The 17,511-nt window shown below is 47.1% G+C and carries 19 protein-coding genes and 2 tRNA genes; 3 read left to right on the plus strand and 18 right to left on the minus strand.

Going from position 1 to position 17,511, the window contains the following annotated elements; all coding sequences use genetic code 11:
* Positions 1–38 precede the first annotated feature (38 nt).
* The 16 genes from nadA to BLT32_RS03600 all read right to left on the minus strand — a co-directional run bounded on the left by nadA (position 39) and on the right by BLT32_RS03600 (position 13,297).
* The gene (gene nadA / locus BLT32_RS03525; RefSeq protein ID WP_053952912.1) at positions 39–1,079 is read right to left on the minus strand and encodes a quinolinate synthase NadA; all 1,041 of its coding nucleotides are present in this window, start codon (positions 1,077–1,079) and stop codon (positions 39–41) included.
* 96 nt (positions 1,080–1,175) lie between these two features.
* A tRNA-Lys gene (locus BLT32_RS03530) sits at positions 1,176–1,251 on the minus strand.
* Between the two features lie 29 nt (positions 1,252–1,280).
* Positions 1,281–1,356 (minus strand) — tRNA-Lys (locus BLT32_RS03535).
* 134 nt (positions 1,357–1,490) lie between these two features.
* On the minus strand, positions 1,491–2,249 hold the full coding sequence (gene ybgF / locus BLT32_RS03540) for a tol-pal system protein YbgF (protein WP_053952913.1): 759 nt from the start codon (positions 2,247–2,249) through the stop codon (positions 1,491–1,493).
* Between the two features lie 23 nt (positions 2,250–2,272).
* Positions 2,273–2,809 carry a peptidoglycan-associated lipoprotein Pal gene (gene pal / locus BLT32_RS03545; protein WP_053952914.1) on the minus strand — a complete coding sequence of 179 codons (537 nt, stop codon included), beginning with the start codon at positions 2,807–2,809 and terminating at the stop codon, positions 2,273–2,275.
* Between the two features lie 47 nt (positions 2,810–2,856).
* Positions 2,857–4,206, minus strand: coding sequence for a Tol-Pal system beta propeller repeat protein TolB (tolB, locus tag BLT32_RS03550; RefSeq protein WP_053952915.1), 1,350 nt, complete (start codon positions 4,204–4,206; stop codon positions 2,857–2,859).
* 12 nt (positions 4,207–4,218) lie between these two features.
* Positions 4,219–5,115 (minus strand): cell envelope integrity protein TolA, encoded by an 897-nt coding sequence (gene tolA / locus BLT32_RS13095; protein ID WP_074668875.1) that lies wholly within the window; start codon positions 5,113–5,115, stop codon positions 4,219–4,221.
* A gap of 2 nt (positions 5,116–5,117) precedes the next feature.
* Positions 5,118–5,546, minus strand: coding sequence for a protein TolR (tolR, locus tag BLT32_RS03560; RefSeq protein ID WP_053952916.1), 429 nt, complete (start codon positions 5,544–5,546; stop codon positions 5,118–5,120).
* Entirely contained in the window at positions 5,543–6,253 is a 711-nt protein-coding gene (gene tolQ / locus BLT32_RS03565) for a protein TolQ (RefSeq protein ID WP_053952917.1), read from the minus strand. The genes tolR and tolQ overlap by 4 nt, the downstream gene beginning before the upstream one ends.
* A 3-nt stretch (positions 6,254–6,256) precedes the next feature.
* The gene (gene ybgC, locus BLT32_RS03570; RefSeq protein WP_053952918.1) at positions 6,257–6,667 is read right to left on the minus strand and encodes a tol-pal system-associated acyl-CoA thioesterase; all 411 of its coding nucleotides are present in this window, start codon (positions 6,665–6,667) and stop codon (positions 6,257–6,259) included.
* Between the two features lie 398 nt (positions 6,668–7,065).
* The gene (ruvB, locus tag BLT32_RS03575; protein ID WP_053952919.1) at positions 7,066–8,085 is read right to left on the minus strand and encodes a Holliday junction branch migration DNA helicase RuvB; all 1,020 of its coding nucleotides are present in this window, start codon (positions 8,083–8,085) and stop codon (positions 7,066–7,068) included.
* Between the two features lie 9 nt (positions 8,086–8,094).
* Entirely contained in the window at positions 8,095–8,712 is a 618-nt protein-coding gene (gene ruvA, locus BLT32_RS03580) for a Holliday junction branch migration protein RuvA (RefSeq protein WP_053952920.1), read from the minus strand.
* A gap of 21 nt (positions 8,713–8,733) precedes the next feature.
* On the minus strand, positions 8,734–9,270 hold the full coding sequence (gene ruvC, locus BLT32_RS03585) for a crossover junction endodeoxyribonuclease RuvC (protein WP_053952921.1): 537 nt from the start codon (positions 9,268–9,270) through the stop codon (positions 8,734–8,736).
* A gap of 6 nt (positions 9,271–9,276) precedes the next feature.
* The gene (locus tag BLT32_RS03590) at positions 9,277–10,026 is read right to left on the minus strand and encodes a YebC/PmpR family DNA-binding transcriptional regulator (protein WP_053952922.1); all 750 of its coding nucleotides are present in this window, start codon (positions 10,024–10,026) and stop codon (positions 9,277–9,279) included.
* Positions 10,027–10,060: 34 nt separating this feature from the next.
* Complete coding sequence (gene aspS, locus BLT32_RS03595; RefSeq protein WP_053952923.1) at positions 10,061–11,830, minus strand: aspartate--tRNA ligase; 1,770 nt, start codon at positions 11,828–11,830, stop codon at positions 10,061–10,063.
* A 69-nt stretch (positions 11,831–11,899) separates the two neighbouring features.
* A complete protein-coding gene (locus BLT32_RS03600; protein ID WP_235443947.1) occupies positions 11,900–13,297 on the minus strand; it encodes a diguanylate cyclase domain-containing protein in 1,398 nt (465 codons plus the stop codon).
* 165 nt (positions 13,298–13,462) lie between these two features.
* Here BLT32_RS03600 and cmoA point away from each other — a divergent pair, with 165 nt between their 5' ends.
* Both cmoA and cmoB read left to right on the plus strand, forming a co-directional pair.
* The gene (cmoA, locus tag BLT32_RS03605) at positions 13,463–14,194 is read left to right on the plus strand and encodes a carboxy-S-adenosyl-L-methionine synthase CmoA (RefSeq protein ID WP_053952924.1); all 732 of its coding nucleotides are present in this window, start codon (positions 13,463–13,465) and stop codon (positions 14,192–14,194) included.
* A gap of 17 nt (positions 14,195–14,211) precedes the next feature.
* On the plus strand, positions 14,212–15,183 hold the full coding sequence (gene cmoB / locus BLT32_RS03610; protein WP_053952925.1) for a tRNA 5-methoxyuridine(34)/uridine 5-oxyacetic acid(34) synthase CmoB: 972 nt from the start codon (positions 14,212–14,214) through the stop codon (positions 15,181–15,183).
* A gap of 13 nt (positions 15,184–15,196) precedes the next feature.
* On the opposite strand, the gene galU is transcribed toward cmoB, so the two are convergent.
* Positions 15,197–16,087 carry a UTP--glucose-1-phosphate uridylyltransferase GalU gene (gene galU / locus BLT32_RS03615; protein WP_053952926.1) on the minus strand — a complete coding sequence of 297 codons (891 nt, stop codon included), beginning with the start codon at positions 16,085–16,087 and terminating at the stop codon, positions 15,197–15,199.
* Between the two features lie 68 nt (positions 16,088–16,155).
* Here galU and BLT32_RS03620 point away from each other — a divergent pair, with 68 nt between their 5' ends.
* Positions 16,156–16,503, plus strand: coding sequence for a DUF6170 family protein (locus tag BLT32_RS03620; protein ID WP_235443948.1), 348 nt, complete (start codon positions 16,156–16,158; stop codon positions 16,501–16,503).
* Here BLT32_RS03620 and BLT32_RS03625 read toward each other — a convergent pair.
* On the minus strand, positions 16,472–17,461 hold the full coding sequence (locus BLT32_RS03625) for a response regulator (RefSeq protein WP_053953011.1): 990 nt from the start codon (positions 17,459–17,461) through the stop codon (positions 16,472–16,474). The two genes, BLT32_RS03620 and BLT32_RS03625, sit on opposite strands and share 32 nt — an antisense overlap.
* Between the last annotated feature and the right edge of the window lie 50 nt (positions 17,462–17,511).

Here is a 17,511-nt window from a genome sequence, read left to right on the forward strand (position 1 = left end):
TAGATATAAAAAAAGGCCTCGGATTGAGGCCTTTGGGGTTATTTCAGCGTGGCGGCAAAGGCCAGCATTCTATCAAGCGGCACCATAGCCTTCTTGCCCAGTTCCGGGTCAACATGAATTTCATGCTCTTTGCCACCGGTTTCTAGCGCTTGCTCTATGGCTTTAAGGCCGTTCATTGCCATCCACGGACAATGCGCGCAGCTTCGACAGGTTGCACCATTACCCGCCGTAGGTGCTTCAATAAACGTCTTATTCGGCTGCAACTGCTGCATTTTATAAAAAATGCCTTTGTCGGTAGCCACAATAAAGGTGTCATTCGGAAGCTCTTGGCTGGCTTTTATGAGCTGCGAAGTTGAACCGACAGCATCGGCCATTGCTACGATATTTTCAGGCGACTCTGGGTGAACCAGAATGGCTGCGTCAGGATGTAACGCTTTCATGTCGTTTAGAGCTTTCGCTTTAAACTCGTCGTGTACAACACAAGCACCCTGCCATAACAGCATGTCTGCACCTGTTTCACGGGCAATATAACCGCCTAAATGTTTATCGGGTGCCCATAGTATTTTTTCGCCTTTTGCATCGAGATGATCAACCAGCTCTAATGCCATACTGGATGTCACTACCCAGTCAGCGCGGGCTTTAACTGCAGCTGACGTATTTGCATAAACCACAACGGTACGGTCAGGGTGTTGGTCACAAAACTCCGCAAACTTATCTGGTGGGCAACCTAAATCCAAAGAGCATTCGGCATCGAGGGTCGGCATTAACACCTGTTTATTAGGCGTGAGTATTTTTGCTGTCTCTCCCATGAAGCGAACACCGGCAACAATTAGCTTCTTCGCCGGATGGTCACGACCAAAGCGCGCCATTTCCAAAGAGTCAGCAACACAGCCGCCTGTTTCTTCAGCCAGAGCCTGAATGTCAGGGTCAGTATAGTAGTGAGCCACTAACACTGCGTCTTTCTCTTTTAAGAGCTCTTTTATACGCGCGACAGTTTCCTGCTTTTCTTCAGGCGTCAAAGGCTTAGGTTTTGGCGGAAACCGGTAATCAAGGGTATCCAGCGTTTGAATCTCAGTCATGGTATTACAGCTTATGTCCAAGTGTTCTGTATAACGTGGCGGCTAGTATAATCGAATTCAAGAGGGGGTTGTAGTTAAGTTATCAGAAAGAGGAAATGGTGGGTTGTGCAGGATTCGAACCTGCGACCAATTGATTAAAAGTCAACTGCTCTACCAACTGAGCTAACAACCCATATTTCTGATTTTCTTAGCGTTAGCGAATGGTGGGTTGTGCAGGATTCGAACCTGCGACCAATTGATTAAAAGTCAACTGCTCTACCAACTGAGCTAACAACCCAACGCTAACTATTCGTTACCAGTTCTGCTTGGCAACGGCGGCATAGTTTACTGAAATAACGCGCTTATGCAACTTAAAATTGAAAAAAACTGTCTGACTGATTAATTCACGAACACATGTTGCGCTCGTGTTAGTTAATTCAGTCTTTGCTTGGCTAAATTTGCTTCAGTACTGTCTGGGTATTCGCTAATAACTTTTTCGTAATAGCGCTTAGCATCAGCGGTATTACCCTGGTCATTTGCGATAGCGCCAAGCTTCAATAAACAGTCGCCACGCTTATTACTATCCGGATAGTCTTCAACTACCGTCATGAACTGCTGTTCGGCCTTATCATACTCTTGCTGAGCAAAATAAAGCTGTCCCAGCCAGTAATGGGCGTTTGGCACGTAAGTAGAGTTAGGAAAGCTCTCCAGGAAGGACTGGAAAGCCGGAATGGCAGCGTCATAACGCTTGTCTTCCAAAACCAAAGCAATGGCTTTGTCATAGGCGTCATTTTCGCTCAAGCTCGCTGAATAACTGCTGCTATCAGTTTGCGTTGGTACCTGCTGCATATCGGAATAACCCGAGCCAGCACTATTACTCTGGCTATTGTTGTCCTTTAGCTGGCTAAAGCGACGATCAATTTCCTGATACAGCTCGCGCTGGCGTTGTAAAAGTTGTTCCAATTGGTAGGCGTGCTCTTCAGTTATACCTCTTAATTCTGCAACGTCTTGTTGCACAGAACTAAGTTGATCCATCATGTTAAGTTGCGCACTAGAACGAGCTTCGAGCATACGCTCAATTTGTTCTAGGCGTTTCTCAACATCACCTGAAGAAGACAAACCTGAAACAGGCGCCTGGGCTAATGCAAGCCCAGGCACTAACAAACTGACAGCTAACAGCGTTTTTTTCATGAACTACCCGTTTAAGTCTGGGATTAGTACACTAAAACCGCACGACGGTTCTTCGCGTATGCACTTTCAGTTGACGCATCAACTAAAGGCTTCTCTTCACCGTAAGATACGGTAGAAGTCTGAGAGTCCTGAACACCTAAGTTGTGCAGGTAGTCTTCAACCGCTTGTGCACGGCGCTCGCCAAGTGCAATGTTGTATTCAGGTGTACCGCGCTCATCAGCATGGCCTTCGATAACAACCTTCACTGACGGGTTTTTAACTAAGTAATCAGCATGTGCTGCTAATAGCTCAGCATACTCAGATTGTACGTTTGATTTATCGAAAGCAAAGTAAACAATCTGTTCTTTGCGCAATGCTTCCATTTTTTCTTGACGCTGTTCTTCAAGAGTTTGTTGACGCTCTGCTGCACCAACCTCAACACCAGAGTCTTGCTCTGCTTGTTGATTCGTTTCCTGACCTGCGCCCGCACCTGAATCGGTTTCCTGGTTTGAGCTACAAGCGGCCAGAGTTGCCATTGGTACAACGATTGCCAGAGCTTTAAAAAGTTTATTAAGCTGCATCCTTTTCGTCCTTATCGTTTAATCGAACATTCAACCATTCAGGCTATTTACATAAATGGCGACCAAGAGGGAGATTTCACTTCCCCATCAGAAGCCGGTAACCTTGCTTTAAAACGTCCATCGGTAGAGACCAATGCCAGTACTTGCTTGTTATTATGCGTTGTACTGTATATCACCATACTGCCATTCGGCGCGATACTTGGTGACTCATCCAAAGACGTTTTTGTTAAAACCTGCATTGTTCCTCGTGGGAACTCCTGCTTAGCTATATGATAGTTCCCTCTGGTACGGTTTACCAGAATCATGTTTTCACCAGACGGCGCTACCGTACCACCTAAGTTCTGTTCACCTTCGAACGTCAAACGCCGAACCTGACCAGAAGACAGCTCTACACTGTAAAGCTGAGGTCTGCCACCACGTTCAGACGTAAATACTAGCGACTTTCCGTCTGGTGTCCAACTCGGTTCTGTATCAATCGTACGATTCCGCGTAACGCGTTGCAAGTTTTTCGTTTTTATATCGAAAACATAGAGTTCCGGGTTGCCATCTTTTGAGAGCACCATCGCTAATTTTGAACCATCCGGTGAAAACGCCGGGTTACCATTGATACCCGGGAATGACGTTAGCTTTTCACGGCGCGTGGTATAAATATCCTGCATGAAGATCTCTGCAGTTTTATTTTCAAAACTCACGTAAGCCAACTTGTTACCGTCTGGTGACCAAGACGGAGACATCAGCGGCTCAGGACTGCGCAGCAAGATCTTTTCATTAGCGCCGTCGTAATCAGCTACGGCAAGTTTATAGGGGTAACGGTCGTCATGGTTCACCGTCACATAAGCAATCTTGGTCATGAACGCGCCTTTTTCACCGGTCAGTGCTTCATAAACAACATCGGAGATACGGTGAGAGTAGCTACGGAACTGATCCCCATCTATGACACTTGAACGTGAATCCAGTACGTGGTCATTACTCTGCACTAATTCACCATCGCGCAACATTTGAGCGTTACCACCGGTAATTTGCCCGCGCAATACATCAACCAACTCAAACTTAACCATATAACGGTCAACAGAGTACGGTTCTACGGACCCGACCAACACCGCTTCAACGCCCATCTTCGCCCAGGCAGAGTAGTCAATATCCCCGTCTTTGGTCGGACGTTGGGGCATTGCTGTTGTAGGAATCGGGTTAAATCGGCCGCTTCGTCTTAAGTCGGCAGCGATAACCTCAGTTAAATTTCCTGGTGGCTGCCCTTCGCCTTTCCACTCAAAAGGAACCACAGCAATAGGTCGTGCCGTATCGATACCTTCGGTAATGACAATTTCTAACACACCTGCACGGGCAGAGCTCATCACAACAAATAGCAGAGCCAGGGCTTGAAATACGATTTTTCTCATTGGTCACCTTAATTACAACTGTGGCTTAACAGTCAATTTGATTGTACTCATCTGCTGGTAAATTTCCGGGTCTTCCGACACCGGTAGCGTATTTGCTTTTAAAACAGCATTACGCGCTGAGCGACACACACTGGCATCACCGTTACCGGTATCTACCGATTTAACAAATCCACTTGGCGCAACGCTAATGGTTAACTCACATGACTTTCCTTGCATGGAGTCGTCAACTGTCCAGTTACGTTGAATGGTCTGCCGTATTAATGCCTGATACTTTTCAACTTCACTCAACACTTGTTGACGTCTTGCTGCCTGACGGCGAGCTCGCTCTTCTTCCATTTCTTTTTTCAATTGTGCTTCTCGCTCAGCGGCCCGGCGCTCAGCTTCTTCGCGTTTACGTCTCTCTTCTGCGGCTCTGCGTTCAGCTTCTTCCGCTTCTTTTTTGCGGCGCTCAGCCTCTTTAGCCGCCGCTTCAGCCTTAGCTCTCTCTTCGGCTAAACGCTGCGCTTCTTTCTTTGCCTGCTCAGCTTCTTTACGCGCTTGAGCCGCTTCCTGGCGTTCAATTTCTTGCTGACGTTCAATCTCTTTTTGACGTTGCTCTTCGCGCTCTCGAGCTTTACGTGCTTCCTCAGCTCGGCGCTCTAAACGCTCAATTCGTCGCTGCTCAGCAGCCTCTGCTTCGGCTTTTTGTCGCGTCATTCTATCGACTTGTTCCTGCACCTTAGCTTTATCAACGGAAACTGCGCTGACAATTTCTTCCGCAGGTTCAATGTCGCTTTGGTTCAAGTTAACTTCCATCGCTTCTGGTGTCGATGGCGTAAACTCAAAGCTAATGAGCAATACACCCGCTATCACAGCGTGTATTGCTATAGAATATATGAGCGGTAACGTTAAGCTCTCCGATTTATCCACAACTACTCTTCCGACGAATCTGTCATTAACCCAACCGATGGTACACCAGCTCTTTGCAATAGCACCATCAATTGAACAATTTGGTTATAAGATACCGCACCATCACCGTTCACCATAACCGGCGTATCAGGCTCGACTTGCAAATGCGCCGCCACTAAAGTCGCAAGCTCATCCGCCTGCATTGGCGTGTCTTGGCTATCACCCTGGTTCAGGTAATAGCGGCCTTCGGCATCAACAGAGGCAACCAGCGGGGGCTTACTGTCTTCAGACAATGGCTCTGCCGTTGCTTTTGGTAAGTCTACCTTTACCCCTTGAGTAATTAATGGCGCCGTTACCATAAAAATAATAAGAAGAACGAGCATCACATCGATGTATGGCACCACGTTTATCTCAGCAACCGGCTTACGCCGTTTGCGCGGCATGACCATCATAGTGACTCACCTTCCACTTTTTCTTTAGATGACTTCGCCAGTGCCTGACGCTGTAAGATAGAAGTAAATTCGTCAATAAAGTTCATGTATTGACCATCAATTTTCTCCGCGCGGGTCGTAAAACGGTTAAACGCAATAACCGCCGGTATCGCAGCAAATAAGCCCAGCGCGGTTGCGATAAGTGCTTCGGCGATACCCGGAGCGACCATCGCCAGTGTCGCCTGCTGCACGGCCCCTAACGCGATAAACGCATTCATAATACCCCATACGGTACCGAAAAGGCCGATATAAGGGCTAATAGAACCAATGGTTGCCAGCGTACCCAAATGGCTATCTAGCTTCTCCATTTCACGGGCGTGAGCAACACGCATCGCACGGAACGCCCCTTCAAGCATTGATTGGTTGCTCCCGGCGGACTGGTTACGAAGCCTTGCAAACTCTTTAAATCCAGCATGAAACATTAACTCCATGCCACGAGCATTTTTTGCACGCGCAGATATCTCCTGATAAAGACGGGCTAAATCCACACCCGACCAAAAGCGATCTTCAAACTTTAACGCGTCTTTTTGCGCTTGGTTAAGTACTTTCCGACGTTGGAATATCAGTACCCAGCCCCAAACAGACATAGCGAGAAGGATGATCATAACCAGCTTTACCAATAAGCTGGCCTGCAAAAATAAATCAATAAACGATAGCTCTGCTTGCACGCTCTAAACCTCTGTCTCAATACGCGATAAAATAGATGCCGGAATAGCAACAGGTTTCATTACTGAGTTATCAACACATGCAGCAGTAACAACTGCCGAGCAATGAACACTGCCATCTTTTCCCAAAACATTCTGTTCAAACATTAACGACGCCTTTTTCTTTTTTATAACGTCGACAGTTACTGTTAGCTCTTCGTTGAATCGGGCTGCCTTTTTTAAATCAAGCTCAACCTTACGTACAACAAAGGCTATATTGTGAGCCAACCAAGTGTCCTGTTCAATCCCTAATGAGCGTAACCACTCCGTCCTGGCCCGCTCAAGGAATTTGAGATAATTGGCGTAATAAACAATACCACCTGCATCTGTATCCTCGTAGTACACGCGGATAGGCCATTCAAACTGATAGTGAGACATTAGCACCTCGGGTAAAGTTCTGAAAAGTTACCGTAATGTAATAATTTGTAAAGAGACCGCCAAAAGTATCGCTGGTTAAATTATCAGCAGAGTTTTTTTTATGACAGAACTGAAACATAAAAACAAAAACTCTTTGTTTTAATTGCTCTTTTTGTTTTTGTTATAATTATGTTGCGCTTTTTTTGAGCAGCTTCACCTTACTACGAATTAGTTTTTCTAATGCGAGAAAGTAATTTTTCTTGTTTGATCAAGCGCATATTATACTTATAATACCCCACATATCAGAGACGAAGAGATTGGTTGTCACTTCTTCTTAGATTGTTTGAAGATTGTTCCCTGGATTTAACTTCCTTCTTGTTGTTCTATTTGCCCGTACTTTTGTGCGGGCTTTTTTTTGCCTATTTCTCAGGTTTTAATCCAAAGTGCTGATACGCTCTTGGAGTGGCTAAACGGCCTCTCGGTGTTCTTTGCAAAAAGCCCTGCTGAATAAGGTAAGGCTCAAGCACATCTTCAATGGTGTCTTTTTCTTCGCCAATAGCCGCTGCAAGGTTATCAAGCCCCACAGGACCGCCCATAAACTTTTCCATAATGGCTAATAAAAGCTTACGGTCCATGTAATCAAAGCCAGCATGATCAACATCGACCATAGTTAATGCTGCATTTGCGATTTCCTGATCGATTTCGCCGTTACCTTTAACCTCTGCATAGTCTCTGACCCGACGTAACAAGCGGTTGGCAATGCGTGGCGTTCCTCGCGAGCGTCGTGCAATTTCTTTGGCGCCGCCCTCTTTCATTGTCACGTTCATAAAATGAGCGGAACGAGACACAATATCGGTTAATTCTTCTACGTCATAAAATTCTAGTCGTTGCACAATGCCGAAACGGTCACGCAATGGAGAGGTTAAGGCTCCGGCGCGGGTGGTTGCCCCAACTAAAGTGAAAGGCGGTAAGTCGAGCTTTATCGAGCGCGCGGCCGGCCCTTCTCCTATCATAATATCCAGCTGGTAATCTTCCATTGCCGGGTACAAAATTTCTTCAACAACTGGGCTCAAACGATGAATTTCGTCAATAAACAAAACATCGTGCTCATCTAAGTTCGTTAATAGTGCGGCTAAGTCGCCCGCTTTTTCCAGAACCGGCCCTGAAGTGGTTTTAATATTGACGTCCAGCTCATTAGCTACAATATTTGCCAGGGTGGTTTTACCAAGACCCGGAGGACCAAAAATCAGCAGATGATCGAGCGCTTCCTGTCTTTTTCGTGCCGCCTCAATGAAAATCGCCATTTGCTCAACAACGTGCTTCTGCCCGGTATACTCATCGAGCTTTTTCGGGCGAATAGCACGATCTATGGCTTCATCGTCGCCCTGCACATCGGCTTCAACAATTCGGTCAGTTGGAATGTGGTCGGCTTCTATCATTGTTTTACCTTAAGACAGCTCTTTTAGCGCTAGTCGTATCAGAACTTCACTAGTATGTTCAGCAGAGTACACTTTCTGAATGGCTTTTTCAGCCTGATTTTCTTTGTACCCAAGTGCAACCAGAGCACTAACAGCATCAGAGCGAGTATCAGCTGGGTGGACACGAGCATCACCGCCTTTATTATCCACGGGCATAGCATCGGTAAACGGCGTTGCTGAGTTCCAGTCTTTCAGTCTGTCGCGCATTTCAATGACTAAACGCTCTGCGGTTTTCTTACCAACGCCTGGTAATTTTACTAAGCGGCTCACGTCATTCTGATTCACAGCAAACACGAATTCGTCCGCAGACATGCCTGACAAAATACCTAGTGCTAGCTTTGGTCCTACACCTTGGGTTTTTATTAATAACCGGAACAGTGAGCGCTCCGACAATGAGTTAAAGCCATACAAGAGTTGTGCATCTTCACGGACAACAAAGTGCGTTACCAGCGTTACAGGCTGTCCTGTCGCAGGTAAGTCGTAAAAGCAAGTCATGGGTAATTGCACCTCATACCCGACGCCATTCACATCGACCAATACTTCCGGTGGCTGTTTGGCTAATAATGTGCCTTGAATTTGTCCTATCACAACGGCTTTCTCCCTATTAAATTAACGTAGCCTACCGCGAACGGTTTTCCTCGCTGCCCCTGACATTTTTAGCAGGCTTTCTGCGCTTTGCGCGTGGCATAGCGCTACCGCCAACGCATCAGCTGCATCGGCTTGCGGTGTCTTTTGTAAATTAAGCAGCGCGACGACCATATGTTGTACCTGTTCTTTTTCTGCGCCGCCGTTACCGACAACGGCTTGCTTTATCTGGCGCGCCGAATACTCAGCCACTGGCAACCCGGCTCTTGCCGCAGCTACTATGGCCGCTCCCCGCGCTTGTCCCAGCTTCAAGGCTGAGTCAGGGTTTTTCGCCATAAACACTTGTTCAATAGCAAACTCTGTAGGGCTAAACTGAGTGATTAACTCGCTGACACTGTCATGAATCAGCCGTAGTTTTTCGGCGAGCGACAGTGGTTTTGCCGACGTTCCTGTCGCGCGAATGCAACCACTGCCTAAATAGTGAAATTTACGGCCATGTTTTTGAATAACGCCATATCCGGTTAACCGTGAGCCTGGGTCAATACCTAATATGACGCTCATAATTCCTTAATCGTCCAGCTTCGCCAATACGTCATCAGAGATATCAGCATTATGGTACGCGTTCTGAACGTCGTCTAAGTCTTCCAGTGCGTCCAACAATTTCAAAAATGAACGGGCACTGTCTTCGTCCAAGTCAACTTTGGTGTCTGGCACCTGAGTCACTTCCGCATTGGACGATTCCAGCCCTTTGGCGTCTAGGGCATCTTTAACAGGACCAAAGTTTTCCGGTGACGTCATAACATCCAGACCGCTTCCCGGATACTTCACGATATCCTCAGCACCCGCTTCCAGTGCTGGCTCCATCACATCCTCTTCGGTAACGTCCGTTCCGTAGCTAATGACACCCATTTTATTGAATAAGTAAGCCACCGAGCCGTCTGTACCTAAGTTCCCGCCGTGCTTACTGAAGGCATAACGCACTTCAGACACCGTCCGGTTTTTGTTGTCCGTCATGCACTCCAGAAGAATGGCCACGCCATTAGGACCATAACCCTCGTAGGTCAGCTCTTCGACGTTGTCCCCTTCCATCTCACCGGTGCCGCGTTTTATTGCGGTATCGATGGTGTCTCGCTTCATGTTATTGGACAGCGCTTTGTCGATTGCTGCGCGCAGACGTGGATTCGTTTCAGGATCGCCACCGCCTTCACGGGCGGCGACGTTAATTTCGCGAATCAATTTTGTGAAAATTTTGCCGCGCTTAGCATCCTGCGCGGCTTTTCGGTGCTTTATGTTCGACCACTTCGAGTGACCTGCCATGTTTCACCCCACAAAGTTTAATCGTTGAATGTGTTTACTCTTTGTCTTCGACGGTGCTCTTCACGCCAAGTTCATTCAGCGCGTCCGGGTTGGCTAACCCTGGAGCGTCCGTTAGCACGCAAGCTGCAGTAGTTGTTTTCGGAAAAGCGATAACGTCACGAATTGAGCTTGCTCCAACCATCAACATAACCAGCCTGTCTAAGCCGAAAGCTAAGCCAGCGTGCGGTGGCGTACCGTATTTAAGTGCCTCAAGTAAGAAGCCAAACTTCTCTTGTGCTTCTTCTTTGCCAATGCCCAGAACTTCAAATACGGCTTGTTGCATTTCGTTTTCGAAAATACGTGTTGAACCACCGCCGACTTCAACACCGTTTAAAACCATATCGTAAGCATTAGACAGCGCCTGAGCCGGATTAGCACGTAACTCATCCGGTGTTACATTAACTGGTGCTGTAAACGGGTGGTGCAAGGCAGCTAGCGAGCCGTCATCGTCTTCTTCGAACATTGGGAAGTCAACAACCCACAATGGTTTCCACTCGTCACTGACAAGGTCAAACTCCTCACCCAACTTAAGGCGCAGCGCCCCCATTGCTTCAGCAACGGTGTTGGCTTTGTCTGAGCCAAAGAACAAGATGTCACCGGTAGCAGCCTCTGTACGCTCAAGAATTGCGTTCAGTGCGTCGTCTGGTAAGAATTTCAAAATTGGCGACTGTAAGCCATCGCGGCCCAGAGCCAAATCGTTCACTTTTATCCAGGCAAGGCCTTTCGCGCCGTAAATACCCACAAAATTGGTGTATTCATCAATCATTTTACGCGACACATTTTCCGCCTGGCCTGGCAGACGAATCACAGCTACACGCCCTTTTTCATCGTTCGCGGGACCTGAGAACACTTTGAACTCAACGTCTTTTAATAAGTCCGCGACGTCTACTAACTCTAATGGGTTACGTAAATCTGGCTTGTCTGAACCATAACGCTTCATGGCTTCATGCCAGGTCATACTCGGGAACTCGCCCAGCTCAATTCCCAGTAACTTGTCGAACAACTCACGAGTCATATTTTCAGTCACTTCCATCACTTGTTCAGCGGTCATGAAAGAGGTTTCGATATCGATTTGAGTAAATTCAGGCTGGCGGTCAGCACGTAAGTCTTCGTCGCGGAAGCATTTTACAATTTGGTAGTAACGGTCAAAACCCGACATCATCAGCAGTTGCTTAAACAATTGCGGGCTTTGTGGTAACGCGAAGAAGCGACCTTTATGTGTACGGCTTGGCACTAAATAATCACGCGCTCCTTCCGGAGTGGCACGCGTTAACATTGGAGTTTCTATATCCAGGAAACCGTTGTCGTCCAGAAAGCGTCTTACTGCACTAGTAACTTTAGCGCGGAATTGAAGCTTTTCGTTCATTTGCGGACGGCGCAGGTCCAGATAGCGATAACGCAAACGCGCTTCTTCACTGACCTGGCTGTTAAAGTCGATAGGCAGCGGTTCAGATCGGCTCAAAATATTAAGCTCTGATGCCAACAACTCAACCTCACCGGTTTTCATGTTGGCATTTACCTGGCTGTCAGGGCGACGGTTTACTGTGCCGGTAATTTGTACACAGAATTCCTGACGTAACTTCTCAGCCTGCTCGAACAACGCTTTTTGGTCTGGGTCAAAAACAACCTGAATAAGACCTTCTCTGTCGCGTAAATCGATGAAAATCAGGCCGCCTAAGTCACGACGTTTATTAACCCAGCCACATAAAGTAACTTGTTGCTCTGCGAGTTCTGCGTTTACTTGTCCACAATAATGCGTGCGCATGTACTTTTCCTACTACCGACGAATTCGTTAAAAGTGAAGCGCTACATTATAGCTAACTAGGGCTGAATGTCATCCGTCGGTACTGGCTAAGCGCACATCATTTTTGCCAGCGGCTTTGGCGGCATACATGGCTTTATCGGCGGAACGCAATAACTTTTCTACATCGGTGCCATGAGCAGGGGACATAGCGACACCAATAGATACGCTCACTTCCAGTTGCTGTTTTTTGACTTTGTAGGGCTTGGCTAGCTGCACGACCAACTTACGGGCTACTGCAAGTGCTGAACCCACAGCCACAGCGGTTGGTAGTATCACCACAAACTCGTCACCACCGTGGCGGCAGACGGTATCGGAACGACGCAATAAATTCTTCATGCGCTGCGCAGCCTGGATAAGTAACTCGTCACCATAATTGTGACCGAAATCGTCATTTATCTGCTTAAAACCGTCGAGATCTAAAAATAACACTGCGAACGGCTTTTGCGTTCTTTCGCTCTGATGTAACGACTGCTCGAGACGGTCTTGCATTAAGTTTCGGTTCGGCAATCCTGTTAATTCGTCATGAGTGGCAATGTGACGAATACGGCGCTCAGCGGCTTTACGCGCTTTTATCTCTTTACGAAGTCGGCTGTTCCAAATGCCGAAACCGACAATAATCAACAGCACAACCGAGCCCACTTTCATGACTAATTCGAACAGTTCTTCGTCGGTCCAGCCCTGCTCTAATTGGTAACCGTACCATTTGCGCTTTAAATCCTCTGAGTGCTCCTGCGTCAGCGAATCGATACCACGATTAAGCAGGGTGACCAGAGGCTGCCAGTCATCACGTACGGCAATGTACAAAGTTTGCCCCTGAGTTGCGTCAAGTACTGACAACTTTGAACCCGGTAACGGATATTCCTGAAGTTCGTGCACCGAAATTGGCAAACTATCGACATAAGAATCAACCATTCGATTACGTAATAGCTCAATACCTTCGTCGATAGTAGAAACACCAACAACTTCAATGCGGCCCGTATTAATAAGTTGAGATTCGATGCTGTAGCCTTCAACAACGCCAACACGCTGACCATGTAACTCGCTCATTCTCAAACTACTACCAGCACGCATGGTTGAGTCCAGGGTCAACACAGCCCAGGGCATCGACCAGTAACTTTGAGTAAAATCCATGCTCTGGTTACGCTCAACGGAATAAGACACGCTGGTTAAAATATCAATATCTTTATTGGAGATAGCGTCTAAACAGTCTCGCCACTGACCGCACGGCGTCCAGACTAACTCGACGTCCATCGTCGCGGTAAATTGCTTAAGTAAGTCGACATCGAGCCCAGCGACACCGTTTTCTGTCTCGTAAATCAGTGGTTGTAATTGGTTCGGCACACCCACGCGAATGGTTGAATGTTGCTCTAACCATTCATCTGGAGCATAGGCATACGTCGGCGCCGGCAATAATGTCAAAAGCGACATAGCCAGACTCATTACCGAACAAAAATACAATGTTTTAGGCCAAATACTTACCAACAACAGGCTCCTCCGAATAAGACGGCGATATATTAATCAAAACGCGGCTGTCCGTCAGCACTAATTATCGGTAAAATACACAATATGTTTATTTATTTTGTAAGTTGACCCATGAGCCAACACGACACTATTTTTTCTAAACCTCTGCCGAGTGTGTCTGACTTCTGCTTTGACCAGCAAGTTGTTGAAGTATTTCCCGATATGATCAATCGCTCGGTGCCCGGCTACTCGAGTATTCTGCAAACCTTGCCCCAATTGGTAAGTCGTTATGCGCAGAAGAATACCCAGTTGTTCGACTTAGGCTGTTCGTTAGGTGCTGCGACACTGGCTATGCGCAAGGGCTGCGAAAACTTTGACGGTTGTAAAATTGTCGCGGTTGATAACTCAGAGCCTATGGTTGAGCGTGCGGAGTTACATTTAGGCGGCTTTAAAAGTCAGGTTCCCGTGGAGCTGCGTTGTGAGGACATTACCGACACTGTCATTGAAAACGCATCGGTGGTGGTTTTGAACTTTACTTTACAATTTGTACCTCCAGAAAAACGCGAAGCTATGATTCAACGTATTTATGACGGCTTAGCCGACGGCGGCGTTTTACTCATTGCTGAGAAGTTTCGCCATGTCGATGAAACTATGAACGACGTATTGGTCGACTTACATCACGATTTCAAACGCGCTAACGGTTACAGCGAACTGGAAATTAGCCAAAAGCGGGCAGCTATAGAAAACGTCATGAAAATTGATACCTTAGAGGCACATGAGCAGCGTTTTCAAAAAGTCGGTTTTAAGCATCAGACTGTATGGTTCCAGTGTTTTAATTTCGCAGCCATGCTAGCGGTTAAATAAAGGATTATAACTCAACAATGATTGATTTTAGCAACGACCTGAAAGCGCTAATCGACAGTCCGCATAAACAATGGCTGGATACGTTAGCGCCACAGCTGACGACCTTTAACAACAACCCTCACGGCAATTTAAAACGCTGGCAACGCGTAATTGAGCAGTTACCCAACATTCAGACCGAAAACTACCAGTTAGGTGACACCGTTACCGTAGGTTCTCCGGAAGAAGCATCCGATTCTGACCGCGCGCGCATTACTGGCTTGCTTCAGCAGTTACAGCCCTGGCGTAAAGGGCCGTTTGACCTATTTGGAGTGTTCATTGATACCGAATGGCGCTCAGACTGGAAATGGCAACGTGTAAAACCTCATATCGATGATTTAACAGGTAAGCAGGTGTTAGATGTCGGCTGCGGTAGTGGGTATCATTTATGGCGCATGCTGGAAGCGGGTGCCAAAAGAGTTTGGGGCATAGACCCGGGCGAACTGTTTTTAATGCAGTTCCAGGCTATTCGAAACATGATGCCGGCAAGATACCAGAGCAAAGCACACTTTTTCCCAGTCGGCATTGAGCACATGCCGGAGTTAAAGAGCTTTGATACCGTATTCAGCATGGGCGTTTTGTATCATCGTCGCTCGCCTCTGGCGTTTTTGCAGGAGCTTAAATCGCTCATAAAGCCGGGGGGCCAGCTCGTATTAGAAACCATTGTCGTTGAAGGCGACGAAACAACGGTTATGCTGCCCGGCGAGCGTTATGCTCAAATGCGAAATGTTTGGTTTTTACCCAGTGCAAAGGCCTTGTCGGTATGGCTGGAGCGGTTAGGCTTTAAAGACATTGCAATTGTTGATCACAACACGACTTCGCTTGAAGAACAAAGGCGCACAGACTGGATGACGGGTGAGTCTTTAGCCGACTTTTTGGATGCTAAGAATCCGGATTTAACCGTGGAAGGTTATAAAGCGCCAATTCGGGCCGTATTAACAGCCCGAGTTTAGCGCTTTTTGCAATTTAAGCGCTTTTTAACGACTTAATATACTGCTTCATGTCGCTGCCCAGCTCCGGGTGGCGCATTGCGTGTTCGATAAAGGCTTGTGCATAGCCAAGCTTATTACCACAGTCATGGCTTTTGCCTTTCATGTAGTAAGCATTTACCGACTGCTTTTCAAGCAACATGGCCATTGCATCAGTTAATTGTATTTCATTACCCGCACCAACCGGTGTTTTTTCCAGCAATGGCCATAGGTCAGCCGAGAATACATAACGACCCACTACAGCCAAGTCAGATGGCGCTTCTTCTTTGGACGGTTTCTCAACCAACTGGGTAATTGGAGATTGCTCGCCCGGCTTCAACTCTTCGCCACCAATATCCGCAATACCGTATTTGCTAACATCTTCCTGAGGCACTTTCTCAACCATTACCTGAGAGTGACCCGTTTCATCAAAGTTTCTAACCATTTCCGCTAAGTTGTCACGGTTTAAATTGCAGCTTGCTTCATCCACTAACACGTCCGGTAACACAACAGCGAATGGCTCATTACCGACAAGCGGTTTTGCACAGAGTACCGCGTGACCTAAGCCTTTAGCCTGACCCTGACGCACATGCATAATAGTGGTATTTTCCGGACAAATAGCCTGAACTTCCGCTAGCAATTGTCGCTTAACACGCTGCTCAAGCGTGGTTTCGAGTTCGAAGCTGGTATCAAAATGGTTTTCAATTGAGTTCTTACTCGAATGCGTTACCAAAATAACATCGGTAAGGCCTGCTGCCGCGCACTCTTCGACAATGTATTGAATAAGCGGTCTGTCGACCAGTGGTAACATTTCCTTTGGAATGGCTTTGGTTGCCGGTAGCATCCGGGTGCCGAGTCCTGCGACCGGTATTACAACTTTTTTGACCATAGCAGCTGTCCTTACAATAAATTCATTCTAATAAAGAGGGCAAGTTTATACCCGCTAAGCGTGTTACAATGCAAGTCATTGTGCAAAATTCAATAAAACAAATTATGGCGTTATATTTTTCTTCGCGCAAAATTCCACAGCTTGACTCATACAGTTTTACTGAGCGTGCGATGATTCTATCAATCGCCCAGGAGAAAATGCCAGTCCCCCGCCGACTTATTTGTAACTTAGCGAAGCTGGTTCCTATCTGCGTTATCTTTTTTTTGGTGGTGGAAGCTGAAGGTTGGTGGAAATTACTCGCGCTACTGGCGGCAGGTATTGGCTATCCGTTATTCACTCAGCCCATTAATATCAATATGTCGATGCCCTATATCGACAAAGCCATTAAGCAATTTGAGGCTCAGCGCTCACAATAAGCTCTTTGCCATAACTGCGACAATGCAGGCGGTGCAAGGACGCTAATTGGTGCGTACGATAATTCGCATGCTTCCAAATGCCCAGCGCTAAATCCGGTTTCGCACTGGGTGACGGCTCTAATTTATCGCCCGCCTGCGCCCATTGCCACTGTCCAGTTTCTGTATCCAGCACACCCGCCAGAATATCGAAGGCAGTTCTGACCTGAGAGTGGCACAGCTCAATATTCAAATGCTCTAATAACGACCCCGGCAGCACCAGCGTGTTATCCATACCGGATAAATACTGTCGTATCACGGGGTCAACCAAGGTTTTAAGCACTAATAATGGCACCAGGCTTTGCTCCGTTGCGTTTTGCGCCGCCGCCATAACCACCAGCACTTTGCCGTTTCCTAAAGAGCGATAGTCAACCCAGGCTGGAGTTATATCAGCAGAGTCTGTAACGCAGGAAAAGCTATACGTACCAACCCTGAGAGGGCTTCTGGGCAAAAGCTCCTCTGTCAGCTTACCGGCTATCATATCGTCCTGATAAATGACATCAATATGAGCATCTAGCTCCCAAATATCGTGTAAATAAGAGGTTTCGAGCTCATGACGTTCCAGACAATGACCTATGGCACTGTCTAATACATCGAGGCTTTGTAGTGGTTTAACGAGGTAATCCCAGGCACCGAGGCGCACCGCTTCCCGGATATCTGACATTTTTTCAGATGCTGAAATCACAATGATAGGCAGGTGAGCACAGACTTTTAATAGCTTTTCAATGACTTCCAAACCATTAATATCAGGTAGGTTTAAGTCACAAAGAACCACATCGGGGCACTGTTGCTCGCACAGTTCCAGGCCTTGCTTCCCAGCGCCGGCACAGCGCACATCATAGCCATGCTGACTGAGATACTCATTCAGCATGGACTGGAATACTAAGTCATCTTCAATAACCGCAACGTGCGCTTTCGACATGGTTTCATTCTCTTCGCTCACCATGTTTTAAGCATTGTTCAGGAATAGAG

The organism is Idiomarina zobellii, from assembly GCF_900100855.1.
GTDB classification, from domain to species: domain Bacteria; phylum Pseudomonadota; class Gammaproteobacteria; order Enterobacterales; family Alteromonadaceae; genus Idiomarina; species Idiomarina zobellii.